This is a genomic window from Nonomuraea sp. NPDC049152 (assembly GCF_040648355.1).
GTDB lineage: Bacteria > Actinomycetota > Actinomycetes > Streptosporangiales > Streptosporangiaceae > Nonomuraea.
On sequence record NZ_JBEZDO010000031.1, the window covers coordinates 1 to 17,721 of the forward strand.

General features: G+C 69.7%; 18 protein-coding genes. 11 read left to right on the top strand and 7 right to left on the bottom strand.

Annotated features, from left to right (window positions below):
* Positions 1 to 234: 234 nt before the first annotated feature.
* Positions 235 to 1,446 (bottom strand): threonine ammonia-lyase, encoded by a 1,212-nt coding sequence (gene ilvA, locus AB0B45_RS39875; RefSeq protein WP_358142091.1) that lies wholly within the window; start codon positions 1,444 to 1,446, stop codon positions 235 to 237.
* A gap of 425 nt (positions 1,447 to 1,871) precedes the next feature.
* Here ilvA and AB0B45_RS39880 point away from each other — a divergent pair, with 425 nt between their 5' ends.
* Genes AB0B45_RS39880 through AB0B45_RS39905 form a run of 6 tightly spaced genes read left to right on the top strand, consistent with a single transcriptional unit; the run spans position 1,872 to position 7,691 of the window.
* On the top strand, positions 1,872 to 2,738 hold the full coding sequence (locus AB0B45_RS39880; protein ID WP_358142094.1) for a hypothetical protein: 867 nt from the start codon (positions 1,872 to 1,874) through the stop codon (positions 2,736 to 2,738).
* A 54-nt stretch (positions 2,739 to 2,792) separates the two neighbouring features.
* On the top strand, positions 2,793 to 3,110 hold the full coding sequence (locus AB0B45_RS39885; RefSeq protein ID WP_358142097.1) for a PadR family transcriptional regulator: 318 nt from the start codon (positions 2,793 to 2,795) through the stop codon (positions 3,108 to 3,110).
* The gene (locus tag AB0B45_RS39890; protein ID WP_358142100.1) at positions 3,107 to 4,012 is read left to right on the top strand and encodes a hypothetical protein; all 906 of its coding nucleotides are present in this window, start codon (positions 3,107 to 3,109) and stop codon (positions 4,010 to 4,012) included. The genes AB0B45_RS39885 and AB0B45_RS39890 overlap by 4 nt, the downstream gene beginning before the upstream one ends.
* Before the next feature lie 55 nt (positions 4,013 to 4,067).
* Complete coding sequence (locus tag AB0B45_RS39895) at positions 4,068 to 5,837, top strand: peptidoglycan-binding protein (protein ID WP_358142103.1); 1,770 nt, start codon at positions 4,068 to 4,070, stop codon at positions 5,835 to 5,837.
* The gene (locus tag AB0B45_RS39900) at positions 5,830 to 6,516 is read left to right on the top strand and encodes an ABC transporter ATP-binding protein (protein WP_358142105.1); all 687 of its coding nucleotides are present in this window, start codon (positions 5,830 to 5,832) and stop codon (positions 6,514 to 6,516) included. The genes AB0B45_RS39895 and AB0B45_RS39900 overlap by 8 nt, the downstream gene beginning before the upstream one ends.
* A complete protein-coding gene (locus AB0B45_RS39905) occupies positions 6,516 to 7,691 on the top strand; it encodes an ABC transporter permease (RefSeq protein WP_358142108.1) in 1,176 nt (391 codons plus the stop codon). Before AB0B45_RS39900 ends, AB0B45_RS39905 begins: the two co-directional genes overlap by 1 nt.
* A 29-nt stretch (positions 7,692 to 7,720) precedes the next feature.
* On the opposite strand, the gene AB0B45_RS39910 is transcribed toward AB0B45_RS39905, so the two are convergent.
* Entirely contained in the window at positions 7,721 to 8,890 is a 1,170-nt protein-coding gene (locus AB0B45_RS39910; protein ID WP_358142111.1) for an FIST N-terminal domain-containing protein, read from the bottom strand.
* A 144-nt stretch (positions 8,891 to 9,034) separates the two neighbouring features.
* On the opposite strand from AB0B45_RS39910, the gene AB0B45_RS39915 reads away from it, so the two are divergent.
* The 3 genes from AB0B45_RS39915 to AB0B45_RS39925 all read left to right on the top strand — a co-directional run bounded on the left by AB0B45_RS39915 (position 9,035) and on the right by AB0B45_RS39925 (position 13,261).
* Positions 9,035 to 10,426 carry a sigma 54-interacting transcriptional regulator gene (locus AB0B45_RS39915; protein WP_358142114.1) on the top strand — a complete coding sequence of 464 codons (1,392 nt, stop codon included), beginning with the start codon at positions 9,035 to 9,037 and terminating at the stop codon, positions 10,424 to 10,426.
* 78 nt (positions 10,427 to 10,504) lie between these two features.
* On the top strand, positions 10,505 to 11,242 hold the full coding sequence (locus AB0B45_RS39920; RefSeq protein WP_358142117.1) for a hypothetical protein: 738 nt from the start codon (positions 10,505 to 10,507) through the stop codon (positions 11,240 to 11,242).
* Between the two features lie 27 nt (positions 11,243 to 11,269).
* On the top strand, positions 11,270 to 13,261 hold the full coding sequence (locus tag AB0B45_RS39925) for a hypothetical protein (RefSeq protein ID WP_358142119.1): 1,992 nt from the start codon (positions 11,270 to 11,272) through the stop codon (positions 13,259 to 13,261).
* On the opposite strand, the gene AB0B45_RS39930 is transcribed toward AB0B45_RS39925, so the two are convergent.
* From AB0B45_RS39930 to AB0B45_RS39940, 3 genes are read right to left on the bottom strand one after another with little or no spacing between them, the layout of a single operon-like run.
* Positions 13,258 to 13,611, bottom strand: coding sequence for a DUF6292 family protein (locus tag AB0B45_RS39930; protein ID WP_358142122.1), 354 nt, complete (start codon positions 13,609 to 13,611; stop codon positions 13,258 to 13,260). The two genes, AB0B45_RS39925 and AB0B45_RS39930, sit on opposite strands and share 4 nt — an antisense overlap.
* A 55-nt stretch (positions 13,612 to 13,666) precedes the next feature.
* On the bottom strand, positions 13,667 to 14,173 hold the full coding sequence (locus AB0B45_RS39935; RefSeq protein WP_358142125.1) for a GNAT family N-acetyltransferase: 507 nt from the start codon (positions 14,171 to 14,173) through the stop codon (positions 13,667 to 13,669).
* Entirely contained in the window at positions 14,170 to 14,949 is a 780-nt protein-coding gene (locus AB0B45_RS39940) for a GntR family transcriptional regulator (RefSeq protein WP_358142128.1), read from the bottom strand. The genes AB0B45_RS39935 and AB0B45_RS39940 overlap by 4 nt, the downstream gene beginning before the upstream one ends.
* 174 nt (positions 14,950 to 15,123) lie before the next feature.
* Here AB0B45_RS39940 and AB0B45_RS39945 point away from each other — a divergent pair, with 174 nt between their 5' ends.
* Positions 15,124 to 15,390 carry a hypothetical protein gene (locus AB0B45_RS39945; protein ID WP_358142131.1) on the top strand — a complete coding sequence of 89 codons (267 nt, stop codon included), beginning with the start codon at positions 15,124 to 15,126 and terminating at the stop codon, positions 15,388 to 15,390.
* Here the strand turns inward: AB0B45_RS39945 and AB0B45_RS39950 are convergent.
* Positions 15,366 to 15,788: a DUF6292 family protein gene (locus AB0B45_RS39950; RefSeq protein ID WP_358142134.1), complete on the bottom strand. Its 423-nt coding sequence runs from the start codon at positions 15,786 to 15,788 to the stop codon at positions 15,366 to 15,368. The genes AB0B45_RS39945 and AB0B45_RS39950 overlap by 25 nt on opposite strands.
* 257 nt (positions 15,789 to 16,045) lie before the next feature.
* On the opposite strand from AB0B45_RS39950, the gene AB0B45_RS39955 reads away from it, so the two are divergent.
* Complete coding sequence (locus AB0B45_RS39955) at positions 16,046 to 16,474, top strand: hypothetical protein (protein ID WP_358142137.1); 429 nt, start codon at positions 16,046 to 16,048, stop codon at positions 16,472 to 16,474.
* Here the strand turns inward: AB0B45_RS39955 and AB0B45_RS39960 are convergent.
* The gene (locus AB0B45_RS39960) at positions 16,471 to 17,610 is read right to left on the bottom strand and encodes a cystathionine gamma-synthase (protein WP_358142140.1); all 1,140 of its coding nucleotides are present in this window, start codon (positions 17,608 to 17,610) and stop codon (positions 16,471 to 16,473) included. The genes AB0B45_RS39955 and AB0B45_RS39960 overlap by 4 nt on opposite strands.
* Between the last annotated feature and the right edge of the window lie 111 nt (positions 17,611 to 17,721).

Sequence of the window (17,721 nt, forward strand, 5' to 3'; positions counted from 1 at the left end):
GGGTTTCCTGACGAGCATCGGCCTCGCCAGGCTCGCCCGCATGAGTAAGGCCTACTCAGACGAACCGGCTCTCCTCCACATCCGGCAACAGATCACGACTTACCGTCCTCGACTGGCAACCCTCTGTGCCGATCGGGTGGTCAAGGCGGCGCTGGAGGACCCGCTACGCCCCGAAGCAGGCCTCGATCCAGGCCCGGATACGGGCCGAGTACGGACCGCTGCTCGGAGAGTGAGTCAGACGAAGACCTTGTAGCCCTCGCGAGCGAGCACCCCCAGCACCTCGTCGCAGTGCGCCTGGCCACGGGTCTCGAGCTGGAGCCTGACCTCGACCTCGTCGACGTGGAGCCTGGCGTTGACCCGCTCGTGAACGATGTCGATCACGTTGGCGCGCAGCTCGCCGAGCGTGGCGAGCAGCGCGGCGAGCGCGCCGGGCCGGTCGGGGAGCCTGATCCTGACCGTGAGGTAGCGACCGGCGGCGGCCAGGCCGTGCCGTAGCACCTTGGACAGCAGCAGCGGGTCGATGTTGCCGCCCGACAGGACCGCCACCACGGGCGGCTCGAAGGCGTGCGGGTGCGCGAGCAGCGCCGCCACCCCCACCACGCCCGCAGGCTCGACCACCAGCTTGCCCCGCTCGACGCACAGCACGAGCGCCCTGGAGATCTCCTCCTCCGACACCGTCACCACGCTGTCGACCAGGTAATGGATCATCTCGAACGGCAGCTCGCCAGGGCGGCCCACCGCAATGCCGTCGGCCATCGTGCCCGAGGGGTCGACCACCACGGGCTCCCCCATGGCCAGCGAGGCCGGGTAGGCGGCAGCCTGCTCGGCCTGTACGCCGACGATCCGCACGCCGGGCCGTAGCGACTTGACGGCCAGGGCCACGCCCGCGGCCAGCCCGCCGCCGCCGATGCCGAGCACGATCGTGCCCGTGCCGGGGAGCTGCTCGATGATCTCCAGGCCGATCGTGCCCTGGCCCGCGATCACGTCGGGGTGGTCGAAGGGGTGGATGAAGACCGCCCCGGTCCGTTCGGCGCGCTCCCTCGCCCTGGTCAGCGCCACGTCGACGCTGGCGCCACCGAGCACCACCTCGGCGCCGTAGGCCTGCGTCGCCTCCACCTTGGGCAGTGGCGCGGCCTCCGGCATGTAGACCGTGGCCCGCGTGCCGACCAGCCCTGAGGCGAGCGCGACACCCTGCGCGTGGTTGCCCGCGCTGGCGGCGACCACGCCGTTCCGCCTGTCGTCTTCGGTCAGCTTGGCGATGCGGACGTAAGCGCCGCGGACCTTGAACGAGCCCGCGCGCTGGAGGTTCTCGCACTTGAGGTGGACGGGGCCGCCGATGGCCTCCGACAGGACGCGGGACTGCAGCACGGGAGTCTGGACGGCGACGCCCGACAGGAGGTCGCGTGCGGCCACCACGTCGTCGAAGGTCACTCGCGGGAGAACCATGCAGCCCAGTCTCCCACCACCCGTTCTTCCGAAGGACCAGGTGAGACGCCGCCCCATGGGCCTGGAAGGGCGCCCGAGGGCAGCGCGGGGCGAAATGAACCGCTTGACCATACTTCGCGGGGCGAAGTATGGTCCTCTCCATGCCAAGCGATCAATGGCGATCCGGCGAAGATCCCAACGAGCGCATCATCTTCTCACTCTCCAGCACTCGCGCAAGGCCTCAGCGAGTCCTCGGAAAGAAGGCCTCCTCGGACGCGGACCTGACGACGGGCCCGGGCCATAGCGTTCGGGGAGGCCGCCCGGACCCACCGCACCAAGGAAACAACGAGCGCACTCGACGACGTGGAGTGCGGCAAGGAGTTCCATCCCATGTTCGGTCCCAAGCAGACCCCGCCGAGTGCGCGCGTCAACGCGGAGCTCGGACAGTGAGGCGCGCGGCGGCGTTCCTCGCCCTCGCCCTGGCTGCCGGGTGCGGAAGCACCCCGGCCGAGACCGACCCGAACCCACAGGCCCAGGGGGTCGAGCACCGACTGGAGGCCGAGCTGGCCACCTGCATGAAGGGCAAGGGCTTCAAGTACGTCGCGTTCGTGGCCAAGGGCCGCAAGCTGAGCGCGCAGCGCAAGGCGGCCAACAACGGCGACTACGCCGCGATGAAGGCGGAACGCGGCAAGTACGGCTTCGGGCAGTTCTCCCTGTACGTCTATCCCAAGGAATTCGACTCACCGATGTACAAGCCGGAGAATCCGGAGATCGACCCGAACTGGGCGATCCAGAGCTCGCTGTCCGAACAGCAGCGCAAGGCTTACGAAGACGCCCGCGAGTCCTGCTACACGGCCGCGATCAAGAAGATCACGGGCAAGGTCGTGAAGTCGTCGACGGACCACTACGAGGAGGCGGACAAGGCCAAGACGCAGGCCAAGGCCCGAGAGCTCGACGGCGATCCCGCCCTGGCGGAGAAGGCCACGCGCATGGCCGACTGTCTGAAGGGCCAGGGCTACAGGGTGCCGAAGGTCAATCCGTCCGCGATGGCCACGCGCGGCTCGGACGAGATCCGCGCCCAGGTCGTGAACCTCGGCAAGACCGACGACGTCGACGACAGCAAGCTTCCCGAGGGGCAGTTCTACGAGCCCACGCTCACGGCCGCGCAGGCCAGGCCGTACCTCACCAAGGAGATCAAGATGGCGCTCGACGACCTCGAGTGCGGCAAGGACTTCTACGCGGCCTACCTGCCGCGGGAACAGGAGATCACCGCGAAGGTCGACGAGGAGTACGGACTGAAGACATGGTCTTGACGATACTTCGCCGAACGAAGTACGTTTCCGGCTATGCCTAAGGGATCATCCGGTTTGAGTGAGCAGACCTATTTTGTCCTTGCCGCACTCCTGGACGGTCCGCTTCACGGACACGCGATCATCAAGAAGGTCGTCGACCTCTCGCAGGGCAGGATCACGCTGGCCGTCGGCACCCTCTACGGCGCCCTCGACCGGCTGGCCGCCAACGGTGTCATCACGGTCGAGCGCGAGGAGATCGTCAACGGCCGCAAGCGCCGCTACTTCAGGATCACCGACGAGGGCAGCGGCATGGTCGAGGCAGAGGCCAGACGCATGCAGCAGGCGGCCGCCGTGGTGACGGGACGCCACAGCCTGGGAGCCACGTTCGCATGACCTCGCTCGAGCGGCGTTACCGCTGGCTGTTGCGGGCCTACCCCAACGGCTACCGGGCCGACTACGGGGACGAGCTTCTCGACGTCCTGCTGGACAGCGCCGCGCCAGGCCAGGCCACGCCGCCGGCGCGCGAGGCCTGCGCGCTGGTCGCCGGCGGAATACGCACCCGGATCATCACGGCGGCACAGGGGCTCGCCTGGGCGGACGGGTTGCATCTCGGCGTCACGGCGCTGGCCGTGCTCAACCTCGCGGTACTCGTTCCCTACGCCACCAGCGTCCCGTTGTGGCTGGCGCTGTCGGCCGTCGCTCTCGTGCTCATCCTGCGTGGCCGTGTACGGCCGGCGCTCCCCCTCGCGGGAGCCGTCGCCGTCAAGGTAACCACGATCACCATGGGGCAGCAGTGGCTGGACCACACCCTGCTGCCCGTCTATCCCGACTTTCCCGAAGAGCTGTGGTCAGGTCCCGCGCTGTACGGCAACGGCGGGCCCATCGCCCCGCTGACCTCCAACGTGCTGATCATCGCCGGCCTGCTGGTCCTGGCGAGCAGGCGTGAGCGGCCGCGCACCCGCTCGTGGTGGTGGCTGGCGGCGGTCCCGCTGGTCGCCGGGGCCGACCCCGCGTGGCTCGACATCGTCGCCGGCTCGCCCACGGCCATGACGAGGGTGTGCCTGGAGGCGGCGCTGCTGTTCGGCGCCGCCTTCGCCGGCCACCTCACCGCCGACCCCCGCTGGGCGGTCGCGGCGGGCGTCTACCTGGTGCCCGCCACGGCCGTGCTCTACGAGAACACCTCCATCGAATACGCCATCACCAGGCAGGACATCGCGCACGCGGCCCTGCTGGTGGTTCTGACGATCGCGGCGGCGGCGGTGCCGTACCGCGCCAAGCGCCGCATCCTCCTCTAGCGCGCCGCAGGGCCATGAGCTCTGTTCGGCATGCCCGAATTCAAGGAGTTCCGACGTGAAGTCCCCCCGCAAGGTGCTGATCGGCACCGTCGCCGGCGTGATCGTGATCGCCGGTGTCGGCTGGGGTGTCAGCACCAGGCTGCGCTCGCCCGCCGACGAGGCCGCCCTGCGCAAGCCGCCGAAGGCCTCGCTGGTCACCGCGCCGGTCGAGCGCACCGAACTGGTCAGCACGATCGTGGTCAACGGCACCCTCGAGTACGGCTCGCCGCTGCCGATCACCCTGGCCGGCGTCGTCGGCGGCGCGGACACCACCCAGCGCGCCACCCGCGCCCCCCACCCCGGCAGGGTCAAGGAGGGCGGCATCCTCATGGAAGTGAACGGCAGGCCCGTCTTCGCCATGTCGGGCAAGGTGCCGATGCACCGCACGATCAGCCCCGGCGCCAAGGGCGACGACGTCAAGCAGTTGCAGCGCTCCCTGCGCCGCCTCGGGTACGGCACCCGCGTGACGGGCGTGTTCGACCAGGCCACCGTCACGGCGGTCACCAGGTTCTACGCCAAGAAGGGTTACGAGGCCCAGCAGCCCACCCTCGAGGCCCGCCAGCAGCGCGACACGCTGCGCAAGGCCGTACAGACCGCGCAGGAGACGCTGGCCATCGAGCAGAAGACGCTCGACCAGGGCGGCGACGTCCTGCCGTTGAAGCTGAAGCTCACCAACGCCAAAGCGGACCTGAAGGCGGCCGCGCTCGCCCACCGGCAGGCCAAGGCGCAGCAGTACACCACCGACGACGTCGCCAAGATCGAGGCCGCCGACGCGGCGGTCAGGGCGGCCGAGGAGAAGGTCCTGCAGGCCGAGCAGGACCTGGCGGCGGCAAGGGCGGAGAACAACAGGCAGGAGCCGACCACGCCGCCCAGCACGCCGGGGGCCACCCCCGCTCCCCCCTCCACGCCCAAGCCGCCCACCGACACGACCCTGCTGGAGCTGAAGGTGTCCAACGCGCGGGCCGACCTCGACGCGGCGCGCGGGACCTACGGACGGATCGAGGAGGAGGCGCGGCAGGTCAGGGACAAGAAGCTGACCGAGCTGAGCAAGTCCGTGCGCGACGCGAAGGAGGCCGTCGCCGTCGCCGAGCAGGGATTGCGGCAGGCCCGCGAGCTGTCCCCGGTCAAGCTGAAGGTCGCCAACGCCAAGAAGGACCTGGGCGCGGCGAAGGAGCTGATGGGTGAGTACATGAGGACCTACGGCACCACGATCCCGCCTGGCGAGCTGGTGTTCCTGCCGAAGCTGCCCGCCCGCCTGCACAAGGCGGGGGTCAAGGCGGGCGAGACCGCGGACAAGGCGATCGCCACCGTGACCAGCTCGTCCTTCGTGGTGACGGGGTCGGTGGAGGCTACCGAGGCCGGCCTGCTCAAGGAGGGGCTGAAGGCGGTCATCGAGACCGCCGCGGGCAAGACCTACCCGGCGCGGCTGATCGCGTTCGGCGAGAAGGCGAAGCTCGCCACCGGCGAGGCCAAGGCGGGCGAGAACACCGAGGCGATGAGCTCGGAGCCCGTGCTGATCAGTCCGCTGTCAGAGAAGGGACTCAAGGGACAGTCGGGCACGAACGTCACCACAAAAGTGACCGTGGGGGCGACGGACACCGAGGTGCTCGTCGTCCCGGTGGCCGCGGTGATCACCTCGGCGGACGGCAAGGCGCGGGTGCGGGTGGAGGTCTCGCCGGATCAGACCAAGGACGTCGAGGTGCGCACGGGCCTGACCGCCGACGGCAAGGTCGAGGTCACCGGCGAGCTCAAGGAAGGCGACAGGGTGGTGGTCAACAGTGCCTGAGCCCGTCATCTCCCTGGACTCCGTCAGCAAGGAGTTCCCCACGGACCCGCCCGTGCGCGCGCTGTCCGACGTCTCGCTCATGGTGGACCCCGCCGACTACCTGGCGATCATCGGGCCCTCGGGGTCGGGCAAGTCCACGCTGCTCAACGTGCTCGGACTGCTCGACAAGCCCAGCTCGGGCAGCTACCTGCTGGACGGGATCGAGACCACCGAACTGCGCGACGGCGAGCGCACCAAGCTGCGCGGCAGCCGGATCGGCTTCGTCTTCCAGTCCTTCCACCTGCTCTCCCACCGCAGCGTGGCGGAGAACGTGATGCTCGCCGAGGTGTACCGCAGCGGCGCCGCGAAGCGCGAGCGGAAGGGCCGCAGGGACAGGGCGCTGCGGGCGCTCGACCGCGTCGGCCTGTCGCACAGGGTGGATTTCCTGCCCGACCGATTGTCGGGCGGCGAGCGGCAGCGGGCGGCGATCGCCAGGGCGCTGATGGGCGGCCCCTCGCTGCTGCTGTGCGACGAGCCCACGGGCAACCTCGACAGCCGTAACACCGACGCGGTCCTCGACCTCTTCGACGACCTGCGCGACCAGGGGCTCACGATCGTGGTGATCACCCATGAGACCGAGGTGAGCGGCCGTGCCAAGCGCAGGGTCAGGATCACCGACGGCATCCTGGTGGAGGAGTGATGCACCTTCGCGACCTGCTGAACGAGGCCATGGCCGGCATGCTGGCCCGCCCCGTCAGGACCGCGCTCACCACCCTGGGCACCGTGCTCGGCATCACCACGCTGGTCGTCACGCTCGGCATCGCCGCCACGGCCGGCAACCAGATCGTCGGCAGGTTCGACGAGCTGACCGCCACGACGATCACCGTCGAGGTCCCCGACGACGGCAAGGCCGTCATCGAGTGGGACGCCATCGACCAGGTCACCAGGCTGCGCGGGGTGACCACCGCCGCCGCCGTCGCCGAGACCAAGCAGAGCGCCAACCTGAGCGTGCGCTCCAGCAAGCTCGTGGACCCCACCAGGGTGACCGACCAGACCCTGACCGTGGTGGCCGCCAGTCCGAGCCTCCCCCAGGCGGTCAAGGGAAGCATGGTCGAGGGCCGCTTCTTCGACCAGGGGCACCTCACCCGCAAGGACAAGGTGGTCGTCGTCGGCGAGCAGGCGGCCAAGATGCTCGGCATCACCCGGCTGGAGGGGGCGCCCGCCGTCTTCATCGGCAAGCACGCCTACACGGTCATCGGCATCCTCGGCGCGATGAAGAGGGAGCGGAACCTCAGCACCGCGGTCATGGTCCCGCCCACGATCGGCAGGCAGTTCGGGCTCAAGGACGTCACCAGAGTGCTCATCAACACCAGCCTGGGCGCCGCCGACCTCATCGCCAGGCAGGCGCCGCTCGCGCTCAGCCCGGGCAACGAGAGCCTGTTGCAGGTCATCTCGCCGCAGAGCCCCACCAGGGCGCGCGACGGCGTGCAGAACGACGTCAACTCGCTGTTCCTCATCCTGGGCCTGGTGTCGCTGGTCGTCGGCGCGGTCGGCATCGCCAACGTCACGCTGGTCACCGTCATGGAGCGCGTCACCGAGATCGGCCTGCGCCGCTCTCTGGGCGCCGCGCGCAGGCACATCGCCGCCCAGTTCCTGCTGGAGTCGACGCTCACCGGCCTGACCGGCGGGGTGATCGGCGCCAGTTTCGGCGTGGTCGCGATCGTCGCCGTCTCGGCGGCCAAGCAGTGGACGCCCGTGCTCGACCTACGGCTGGCCGTGGTGGCGCCGCTCGCTGGAGCCGTGGTGGGCCTGCTGGCGGGGCTCTATCCCTCGCTGCGGGCCGCCCGCATGGAGCCGGTCGACGCGCTTCGCTGAGGAGGGGCAGGGGGTGTCGATCGCCGGGGTCACGAGGAGAAGACCAGGATCGAGGCGGTGAACCCGTGCACGTGGTTCTGCCCTCCCACGGGTCCCACCTCCCCCGCGGCGAAGAAGCCCGCCATGCCGATCGAGCCGAGCGTGTCGCGCAGCGCCACCGCGTCGTGGTCGGCGGTGCCGAACATCGCCGACCCCCTGCCGTTGCAGGCGAACAGGAGCGCGCCGTCGATCCTGCCCAGCTCCTCGCGGTGCGCGTCGAGCAGGTCGTAGAGGTCCTCGTCCGCGGTGGCGGCGTCGCGCACCTGGAAGCGCACGGTCCTGCCGATGTCGACCACGTCCCCTATCGCGACCGCCTCCCGCTCGGGGTCGATGCCGAGAACCCCGCGGATCAGGAAGTCGCCCCGCTCGTGGTGCTCGGCGTACTCGTCCATGGCCACGCCGATCTGCAGGCCCGACGCGACCAGCTCGCGGTCGTCCTCGTCCAGGTCGCTGACGATGTCCTCCAGCCTGGCGAGCGCGGGCTGGCCCGCCAGCTCCAGCAGCAGGTTCTCCTCGGCGCTGGTGACGACCATGGTCGGGCCGATCGGCCTGCATCCCTGGCTGACGACCGTGCTGACCTTGACCTCGCCGCTCAGCAGCACGCCGATGGCGCCCTCGGTGTAGACCTCGCCGGCGGCGAACAACCGCACCGAGCCCCTGCCCTGCAGCCCGTTGGCCAGGCCGCCGATCAGCGGCAGTTCGCCGAGCACCTCGGCGGAGCGCTCGACGAAGGCGTCGGTGGGAAAGCTGTAGGGGTCGGCGAGCAGGATCGCCACCCTGTCGTCCACCCGGCGCTCGGGCAGGCCGACGACCACGAACTTGTCCTCGGCGCTCAGCGTCTCCAGTGCGAACGTGGTCAGCCGTCCCCCGTCGAGGGTGGCCGCCCACGCGCTGACGGACGGCGTGAGCTCCACGCCCTGGCCGCCCCCGATGACGCCGGTCGCGCTGCAGCCGATCACATGGGCGGCCGGCGCCACCGCCATGGCCCTCAGCCCCGCCCTCGCCACGTCGTCGGGATCCTCACCGCAGATGAAGAAGCAGACGAGGTCGGCGGGCCCGCTCAGCCCTGACAAGGCCTGCCTGACAGCTGTTTCCGCGGCTGTGACCAGGTCGGAACCCACGGCGAGGCCGTCCGCGAATCGGCTCGTCAACAGGGCCACGCGTCTCGCCCCCCTCACGCTTCGGTGATTTCCCTCGGGCGGATTCTCCCCACTGCAGGGACAAGCACGCGCCCTTATCGTCACGCATCAGTCAAATCCGAAAGACATTCCCGCATTCCCCAAACGCGACGTAGTCTCGAACGCGTGCATCAGCCTCGTATTCTCCGCGAGTTGCGAGAGAGCGGCCACGCCCATCGCAGCGTCAAAACCGAGGTCCGCGAAAACCTGCTCACCAGGTTGCGGGCGGGCGAGCCACGCTTTCCCGGCATCGTGGGCTTCGACGACACCGTCCTGCCCCACCTCGAGCGCGCCCTGCTCGCGGGCCACGATCTGGTCCTGCTCGGTGAACGCGGCCAGGGCAAGACCCGCCTCATCCGCACCGTCACCGGCCTGCTCGACGAGTGGACCCCCGTGGTCGAGGGTTGCGAGATCAACGACCACCCCTATGCGCCGGTCTGCGCCCGATGCGTACGGCTGGCCGCCGAGCTCGGCGAGGAGCTGCCCGTCGCGTGGAAGCACCGCGACGAACGCTACGGCGAGAAGCTGGCCACACCCGACACCTCGGTCGGCGACCTGATCGGCGACGTCGACCCGATCAAGATCGCCGAAGGGCGCACGCTTGGCGACCCCGAGACGGTCCACTACGGCCTGGTGCCACGCACCAACCGCGGCGTCTTCTCCGTCAACGAGCTGCCCGACCTCGCCGAGCGCATCCAGGTCTCGCTGCTGAACGTGCTGGAGGAGCGCGACATCCAGGTCCGCGGCTACAACCTGCGACTGCCGCTGGACATCCTGCTCATCGCCAGCGCCAACCCCGAGGACTACACCAACCGCGGCCGGATCATCACCCCACTGAAGGACCGCTTCGGCGCCGAGGTTCGCACCCACTATCCGCTGACGATCGAGGACGAGCTCACGCTCATCCGCCAGGAGTCGATGCCCGACATCGGCGCCGACGTCCCCGAGCACCTCGTCGAGGTCATCGCCCGCTTCACCCGCCTGGTCAGGGAGTCGACCGCCGTGGACGCCCGCTCGGGCGTGTCGGCGCGCTTCTCCATCGCCGCGGCGGAGACCGCGGCCGCCTCCGCCGTACGGCGGGCCGCGATCACCGGTGAGGAGCGCGCGGTGACGCGCGTCTGCGACCTTTCCACCGTCGTGCCCAGCCTGCGGGGCAAGGTGGAGTTCGAGGTCAGCGAGGAGGGGCGGGAGAGCGAGATTCTCGCCCACCTGCTGCGCCGCGCCACCGCAGAGACCTTCCGCGGCAGGCTCGGCGGCATGGACCTGGCGCCACTGTTGGACAAGTTCGCCGCGGGCAACCAGGTGGAGTCGGGCGAGCTGGTCCCCGCCGCCGAGCTGCTGCGCCGCATCGGGCCTGTCGACGGCCTGGCCAAGGTCATGTCGAAGCTCGGCATGGGCACCGGCGAGGAGTCTCCCGGCCACGCGGCGGCCGCCCTGGAGTTCACGCTGGAGGGCCTCTACCTCATGCGCCGCCTGTCGAAGGACGACGTGGACGGAGTCGCCGTCTACCGCACCTGATCCGCCGACACGCTCGGGTGAACATTTTCGCGATCTCCCGCGTCCTAGATGATGAAACCTACGACCTCGGGGGAGATCATGCGCCTGCTCGCTCTGACCGCCACTGCCGTTCTCTGTGCCGGCCTCTGCGCCACCGGCGCGGCCTCAGCCGCGGCCGCGGGCTCGGTCGCGTACGGCTTCGCGTGGTCCGACGGCGACGGCGCGCTCAGGGTCACGCCCGCCCGCGCGACCCTCGTCAAGGAGCACGGGATCCTGCGCTACAAGCTCAAGGCCGTCCCAGGCGCCAAGGAGGCCAGGCTCGAGTACGGCAAGGCCGCCTACCGCCGGGTCACCGTCGCGTGCGACCTCGTCGAGACCGAGGGCCACGTGGCGCTCGACGGCAAGGGCCTGGGCAGGACGGAGTGCAAGCCCTCCGATCTCGCCTTCACGCTGCGACGCGGACCCGCCCCCGTCAAGGTGGAGTACACGGGCAAGCAGGCGGTCAGGGTCAGCGAGTTCCTGACCGAGTGGGGCGACTCGAAGACCGCCACCGGCACGATCGAGCGGGTCAACGACACCACGGTCTCCTTCAAGGGGATCAAGCTGGGCTACACCCACGCCCTCGCCTTCAACCGCGTCACCGCCTCGTGCTCGTCGGGATGGCTCTCCGGCAGGCCCGTCAACGCCGACCACGACGGGCTCGGCAAGAAGCACTGCGACGCCGCCCAGTTCACCAAGACGCTGAAGGCGCAGAAGCATCCCGTGCTGGTCAAGGCCGACTACAACCCGCTGAGCGGTGAACTGCAGGAGGTCTGGGAGGTCTTCGGCGACGCATAGAGGGATATCTCGGGTTAGCGTGGGCCCATGGTCTACCGCTATGGCGAGTACCACGACGGGCCTGACCCGCTTGCTCCGCCGTACGACGTGCGGGCGGCGCTCGACGAGATGGGTGACGCCATCCTGTCCGGGTCCACCCCCATCCACGCGCTGCGCGACCTGCTCAAGCGCGGCCTGCCCGGCGCGCAGGACCGCAGGGGACTGGACGACATGCTGCGCGAGGTCCGGCGGCGCCGCCGCGAGCTGCGCGAGCGCGGACGGCTCGACGGCACCCTCGACCGGGCCCGCTCGCTGCTGGACAAGGCGATCGGGCAGGAGCGCGCCGAGCTGTTCCCCGACCCTTCGGACGACGCCCGCCTGCGGGAGGCCTCTCTCGACGGCCTGCCTGACGACACCGCGAGCGCCATCCAGGAGCTGAGCTCCTACGAGTGGCGTTCGGCGGCGGCGCGGCAGACCTTCGAGGAGTTGCGCGACCTGCTGCGCAGGGAGGTGCTCGACTCGCAGTTCAAGGGCATGCGCGACGCGCTGGCCAACCCTGATCCCGCCGCGATGGAGCGGATCAGGCAGATGATGAGCGACCTGAACGACATGCTGGACAGGGACGCCCGAGGCGAGCACACCCAAGCGGACTTCGACTCCTTCATGTCGAAATATGCCGACATGTTCCCTGAGCGTCCGCGCACGCTCGAAGAGCTCGTCGACGCCCTCGCCCGCAGGGCCGCCGCCACCCAGCGGATGCTGGCCTCGCTCACCCCTCGCCAGCGCGAGGAGCTCGCCAACCTGATCAACCAGACGCTCGACCAGGCCGGCCTGTCCGAGCAGATGCGCCGCCTCGGCGACTCGCTCTACGCCCGTAGGCCCGACCTGGCATGGGGCACCCCCGAGCGGCTGACCGGCGAGGACCCGATGGGCATGGGCGACGCCGTGAGCGCGCTGGAGGAGCTGGCCGACCTCACCCAGCTGGAGGCCGCGCTCAGGCAGGACTACCCCGGCGCGCGCCTGGACGACATCGACGAGGCCGCCATCCGCCGCGCCCTGGGGCGTTCGGCGGTCGACGACCTGGAGGCGTTGAAGCGAATCGAACGCGAGCTGGAGGAGCAGGGGTACCTGCTGCGGCGGCGCGGCAAGCTCGAACTCACCCCCAAGGCGGTGCGCCGCCTCGGTGAGACGGCGCTGCGGCGCGTCTTCGCCTCCCTCGACGCCGGACGCCGCGGCGACCACGACCAGCGTGACGCGGGGTCGGCGGGCGAGCTGACCGGGTCGTCGCGCGCGTGGCGCTTCGGCGACGAACAGCCGATCGACGTGGTGCGCACCCTCGTCAACGGCATCCGCCGAACCGACACCGCCCGCCGTACCGGCCATCCAGGGGGGCACCCGCGTATCGCCGGGCGCCCGCGGGTCCGGTTGTCGGTGGACGACTTCGAGGTCAGCGAGACCGAGCGACGCAGCGCCGCCGCCGTCTGCCTGCTCGTCGACCTGTCCTACTCGATGGCCCTGCGAGGCACCTGGGCCGCCGCCAAACAGACCGCGCTGGCCCTGCAGGCCCTGGTCGCCTCCAAGTTCCCTCAGGACGCCGTCCAGATCGTCGGCTTCTCCAACTACGCCAGGGTCCTGCAGCCCGACGAACTGGCCGGCCTCGACTGGGACATGGTCCAGGGCACCAACCTGCACCACGCCCTGCTCATCGCCGGCCGCCACCTCGACCGGCACCCCGACTTCGAGCCCGTCGTCCTCGTGGTCACCGACGGCGAGCCGACCGCGCACCTGATGCGCAACGGCCGGTCCGCCTTCGAGTGGCCGCCCTCACCGGAGACGCTGGAGCTCACGCTCGCCGAGGTCGACAAGATGACCAGGCGGCGAGCGACGATCAACGTGTTCATGCTCGCGGCCGACGAGCGGCTGCAGGAGTTCGTCGACGAGGTGGCCAGGCGCAACGGCGGCAGGGTCTTCTCCCCCAGCGCCGACCGGCTGGGAGAGTACGTCGTCAGCGACTTCCTCCGCCAACGCAGGTCCCGCTAGACGATCGCGGGAACGGTGTAGGTGGCGAGCCGCTCGTCGAGCCCGTCACCGTAGTCACGGTAGGACCGGTAGACGGTCCTGACCGGGCTGCCGCCCATGGCCTGCAGCACGGGCACGTCCGCCGGCCTGGGCAGCACGCCGCCACCGAGGTAACGGGGGTCGGCCAGTTCGGTGCGCACGCCCTTCTCCCCTGAGACGAACCTGCCGTGCCGCCAGCCGCTCTCTTCGTCCCAGACCAGCGCGGATCCCGAGACGAGCAGGATCGTCGCGTCTCGCGGGTCGAAGGGGTCGTCCCACCATTCGAGGGCGTCGACCGCCAGGGCGACTTCGGCGACATAGGCGACAGGCATCGAAAGCCATTCGGATGTGTACGGCCGCATGCTCTTCCCTTCGATGGGGGAGACTTTACCCTAATGTAACCAACTTCCTGTGGAAGAGGGCCGCGGACGGATACCCGGGCAGCGGGGAGATCCCGACGAATTCGAAACCCTGCCGCAGGTAGTACTTGTGGAGCGCCTCGTTGGTCCGCCACACGTCGATGCGCAGCAGCCCTGGCCCTCGTGCCGCCGCCCAGTCGATGATCTCCGCGCCGAGGCCCTGACCCGCGAGGTCGCGGTGGACGACCAGCCGGTGCAGGTACAGCGCGTCGGCGTCGGGATCGTGGTGTTCCCACAGCTCCCGCTGCACGGCCGTGGTGAGGGTGACGGTGGCCGCGATCATCCCGTCGCGTTCCTCGACCCAGGTGACGGCCTCCGCGATGCCGTTCCAGACCCTGGCGTCCCTGGCGGCGCGGTCGGGCCAGGGACGCTGCCACTGGTCGGTGTCCTTGTCCGCGAGCCATGTCGCGGCGTTCTCGATCAGGCCGATGATCGCCGGGAAGTCCTCCGGTGTGGCCCTGCGCAGATGGATCATGAGCTCCGGTCTCGATACTTCGCCGGGACGGACCCGATGTGGTAGACGAGGCGGTTGCGGTCGGCCGGATAGACGGTCACGGTGAGCCTGATCGGGCGGGTGGCGTCGAAGGCCGTGCGCCAGAGGACCTGGACCGAGACCCCGGCCCCGGTGACTCCGAAGAAGGCGCTCTCGTCGGTGTAGGACATGCGGGCGGTCAGCTCGTCGGTGTAGCCGACCTGAGGGTGCCCGAGGTCTTCGAGCAGCCTGATCGTGCCGCGCGTGATGTCGCCGGGCCTGATGAGCTCGGTGCCGTCGGCGATGTCCATCGGGTAGTAGGAGGTCTGCAGCGACCACGGCACGCCGTCCACGAAACGCTGCTGCACCCTGGTGACGACCTTGGCGCCGACCGGGATGTCGAGCCTGGCGGCGACGTCGGCACGGGCCTCGACCACGTCCACGTGCGGCCTGCCCACCTCGGGGCGGCGCCCGCGCAGAAGGACGGAGGAGACGTAGGCGTCGCCAGGCAGGTCCGCCGTGCGCCTGCCCTCCTCGTCCGACAGCAGCACGGGGAAGGTGTCGGGTGAGCGGCGGACGAACGTTCCCTCGCCCTGGCGCTTCTCCAGCAGCTCCTGGTTCACCAGCTGGCGGATGGCCTCCCGCACGGTGTTGACCGAGAAGCCGGACGACTCCTTCAGCTCGACCTCGGTGGGGATCTGGTCGCCCGGCCTCCAGCGCCCGTCCTCGATGGCCTTGCGCAGACGGTCGGCGAGCTGCTGGTACTTCGGGACAGGCACCGGATCGCTCCTCTTTGAGTTCCGATGGTTTGAATGACACCAATCATTGGTATGACTGGTTTCACACAACTGAATCCTACACCTAGGATTCCCTGCGAGAACGGACGCGGCAAGGAGGCCGCATCACGGGACCGCGATCCCCGAAATCCCACCCCACACCGAGGGGAGGCCTCCATGATGGAAGCAGCCATCATCCTGGCGCTGATCATCGCGAGCGGGGCGGCAGGCGTCTTCGTCGTCGTGGTCATCGGCATTCACCACGAGGACGGCAGGAGCTCGGCGACCGGAACGCCACCGGGCCCCATCGACGCGGGCACCAGGCGCATCCTCAGGCTCACCGTCGATCACGCTGGATGCAGGTACGCCACCAACGAGCAGCACGCGCCTTTCGACTGCCCCACCTGCGGGGGAAAGGGTCAGGCGTTGAGCAAGGAGCAGTAGTAGCTGAGCGCGATGTCGAAGCCGTCGCGGCAGTTGCGATGGGAGCGGTAGCAGGGCCGCCACGCCGAACTCGCGCCGACCCCGGCGCGGGCCTCGGCCAGCGCGCCCCGCACCCGCTCCGGTTTCGGCAGCAGTCCGTGGCCGAGATAGCGCACCTCGGCCAGCTCGGCGTGCTCACCGCGGCAGCCGGAGACGAACCGTCCGAGGCGCCAGCCGCTCTCCTCATCCCAGACCAGGGCACTGCCGTCACTCAGGCGCACGGTGGCGTCACGGGGGTCGCACGGGCCCTCCCACCAGTCGGCCACCTCGGCCCCGAGCAGGGCGACGACCTGGCTGACGTAGGAGAACGGCTGGCGTACCCACTCGTCCGAGTACGGCTCGACGTGCCTCACGGCCACGACGGCACCCCCTTGTGCCTGGGAAACAGATAAGCAACCATACCGGCGCTGAACTTATTCCATTGCCAGAGCGTCTAGTCATTACGGACGATATTCGGGGAAGGAGGAGGCCCATGCTCCCCATGATTGTGATCATCGTCGTGATGGCCGTGGCCATCGCGGCTTTCGAGCTGTGCATGAGCTGCCCTCACGACCGCGATGATTCGCGGGAGGAGAGTGTTTCCCGGTGAGATCACCGGGCGACTAATGTCAGCCCCATGAATAGCACGTTGCTCTGGCTGCACATCGCGTTCGCGATCTTCGCCATCGGCCCGCTCACCGCCGTGATCATGGCCTCGCCGCGCGCGATCCGGGCCAAGAACGCGGCCGTCCTGCAGACCCTGCAGCGGATGACCAGGATCTACGGCTTCGGCTCGCTCGGCGTCCTGGTCTTCGGCATCTGGCTCGCCCTCAGCCTCGGCGTGATCGGCGAGTGGTACATGACGGCGTCGATGACGCTGTTCCTCGTCTCCCTCGTCCTGCTGTTCCTGGTCGAACGCGACCTTCGCGCCGCGGTCAGGGTCTTCTCCACCCAGACCACCGACGACGACGCGAAGGTCGAGAGCGGCCGCATCGCCGCGCTCGGCGGCCTGACCGGCCTGATCTACCTCGTGATCCTGTTCCTGATGGTCGTCCCCGGCGACTAGCCCAGCGCCTGGGTGAGGTCGGCCAGCAGGTCGTCGATCGTCTCGATGCCGACCGACAGCCGGACCAGGTCGGACGGCACCTCCAGTGGCGAGCCCGCCGCCGAGGCGTGCGTCATCCTGCCGGGGTGCTCGATGAGCGACTCCACGCCGCCCAGCGACTCGCCCAGCGTGAACAGCTTCGTCCTGTCGCAGATCGCGACGGCCTCCTCCTCGCCGCCGTCGACGCGGAAGGACACCATGCCGCCGAAGCGCTTCATCTGCTTGGCCGCCACCTCGTGCCCCGGGTGCTCGTCGAGGCCCGGGTAGAGCACCTGGGTGACGCGCGGGTGCGCGAGCAGCAGGTCGACCACGCGCTCGGCGTTGTCGCAGTGGCGGTCCATCCGCACGCCCAGCGTCTTGAGCCCGCGCAGCGTCAGCCAGGCGTCGAACGGCCCCGCGACCCCGCCGATGGCGTTCTGGTGGTAGGCGAGCTCCTCGCCCAGCGCCTGCGACGCCGTGATCAGCGCGCCGCCGACGACGTCGGAATGTCCGCCGACGTACTTCGTGGTCGAGTGCACCACCACGTCGGCGCCCAGCGACAGCGGCTGCTGCAGGTACGGCGAGGCGAAGGTGTTGTCCACCACGAGCAGCGCGTCGTTGTCGTGCGCGAGCTGGGCGAGCGCGGCGATGTCGGCGATGCCGAGCAGTGGGTTCGTCGGCGTCTCGACCCAGATGATCCTGGTCTTCTGCGTCATGGCCCCAGCCACGGCGTCGATGTCGCCCAGCGGCACAGGGTCGTAGCGCAGGCCCCACCGGTCGTGCACCTTGGCGAACAGGCGGTAGGTGCCGCCGTAGGCGTCGTTCGGGATGACGACGTGGTCGTTGGGCTTGCACACCGTGCGCAGCAGCGTGTCCTCGGCCGCGAGGCCCGAGGCGAACGCCAGGCCCCTCGCCCCTCCCTCGACCGCCGCCAGCGCCTCCTCCAACGCTGTCCGCGTCGGGTTGGCCGAGCGGCTGTACTCGTATCCGCCCCGAAGGCCGCCCACGCCGTCCTGCTTGTAGGTGGACGTGGCGTAGATCGGCGGCACGACCGCGCCGGTCGTGGGGTCGGGCTCCTGGCCAGCATGAATGGCCAGGGTCTCAAATCCGTTGCTCATACCCCCCACGCTAAACCGTGAGGCCCGTGATCCGTCCCCCGACCGATCACGGGCCTCACTGCCGTCACGCGCGGCCTGTCCCCCAACCGCCCACGCGTGACGAGATCAGGG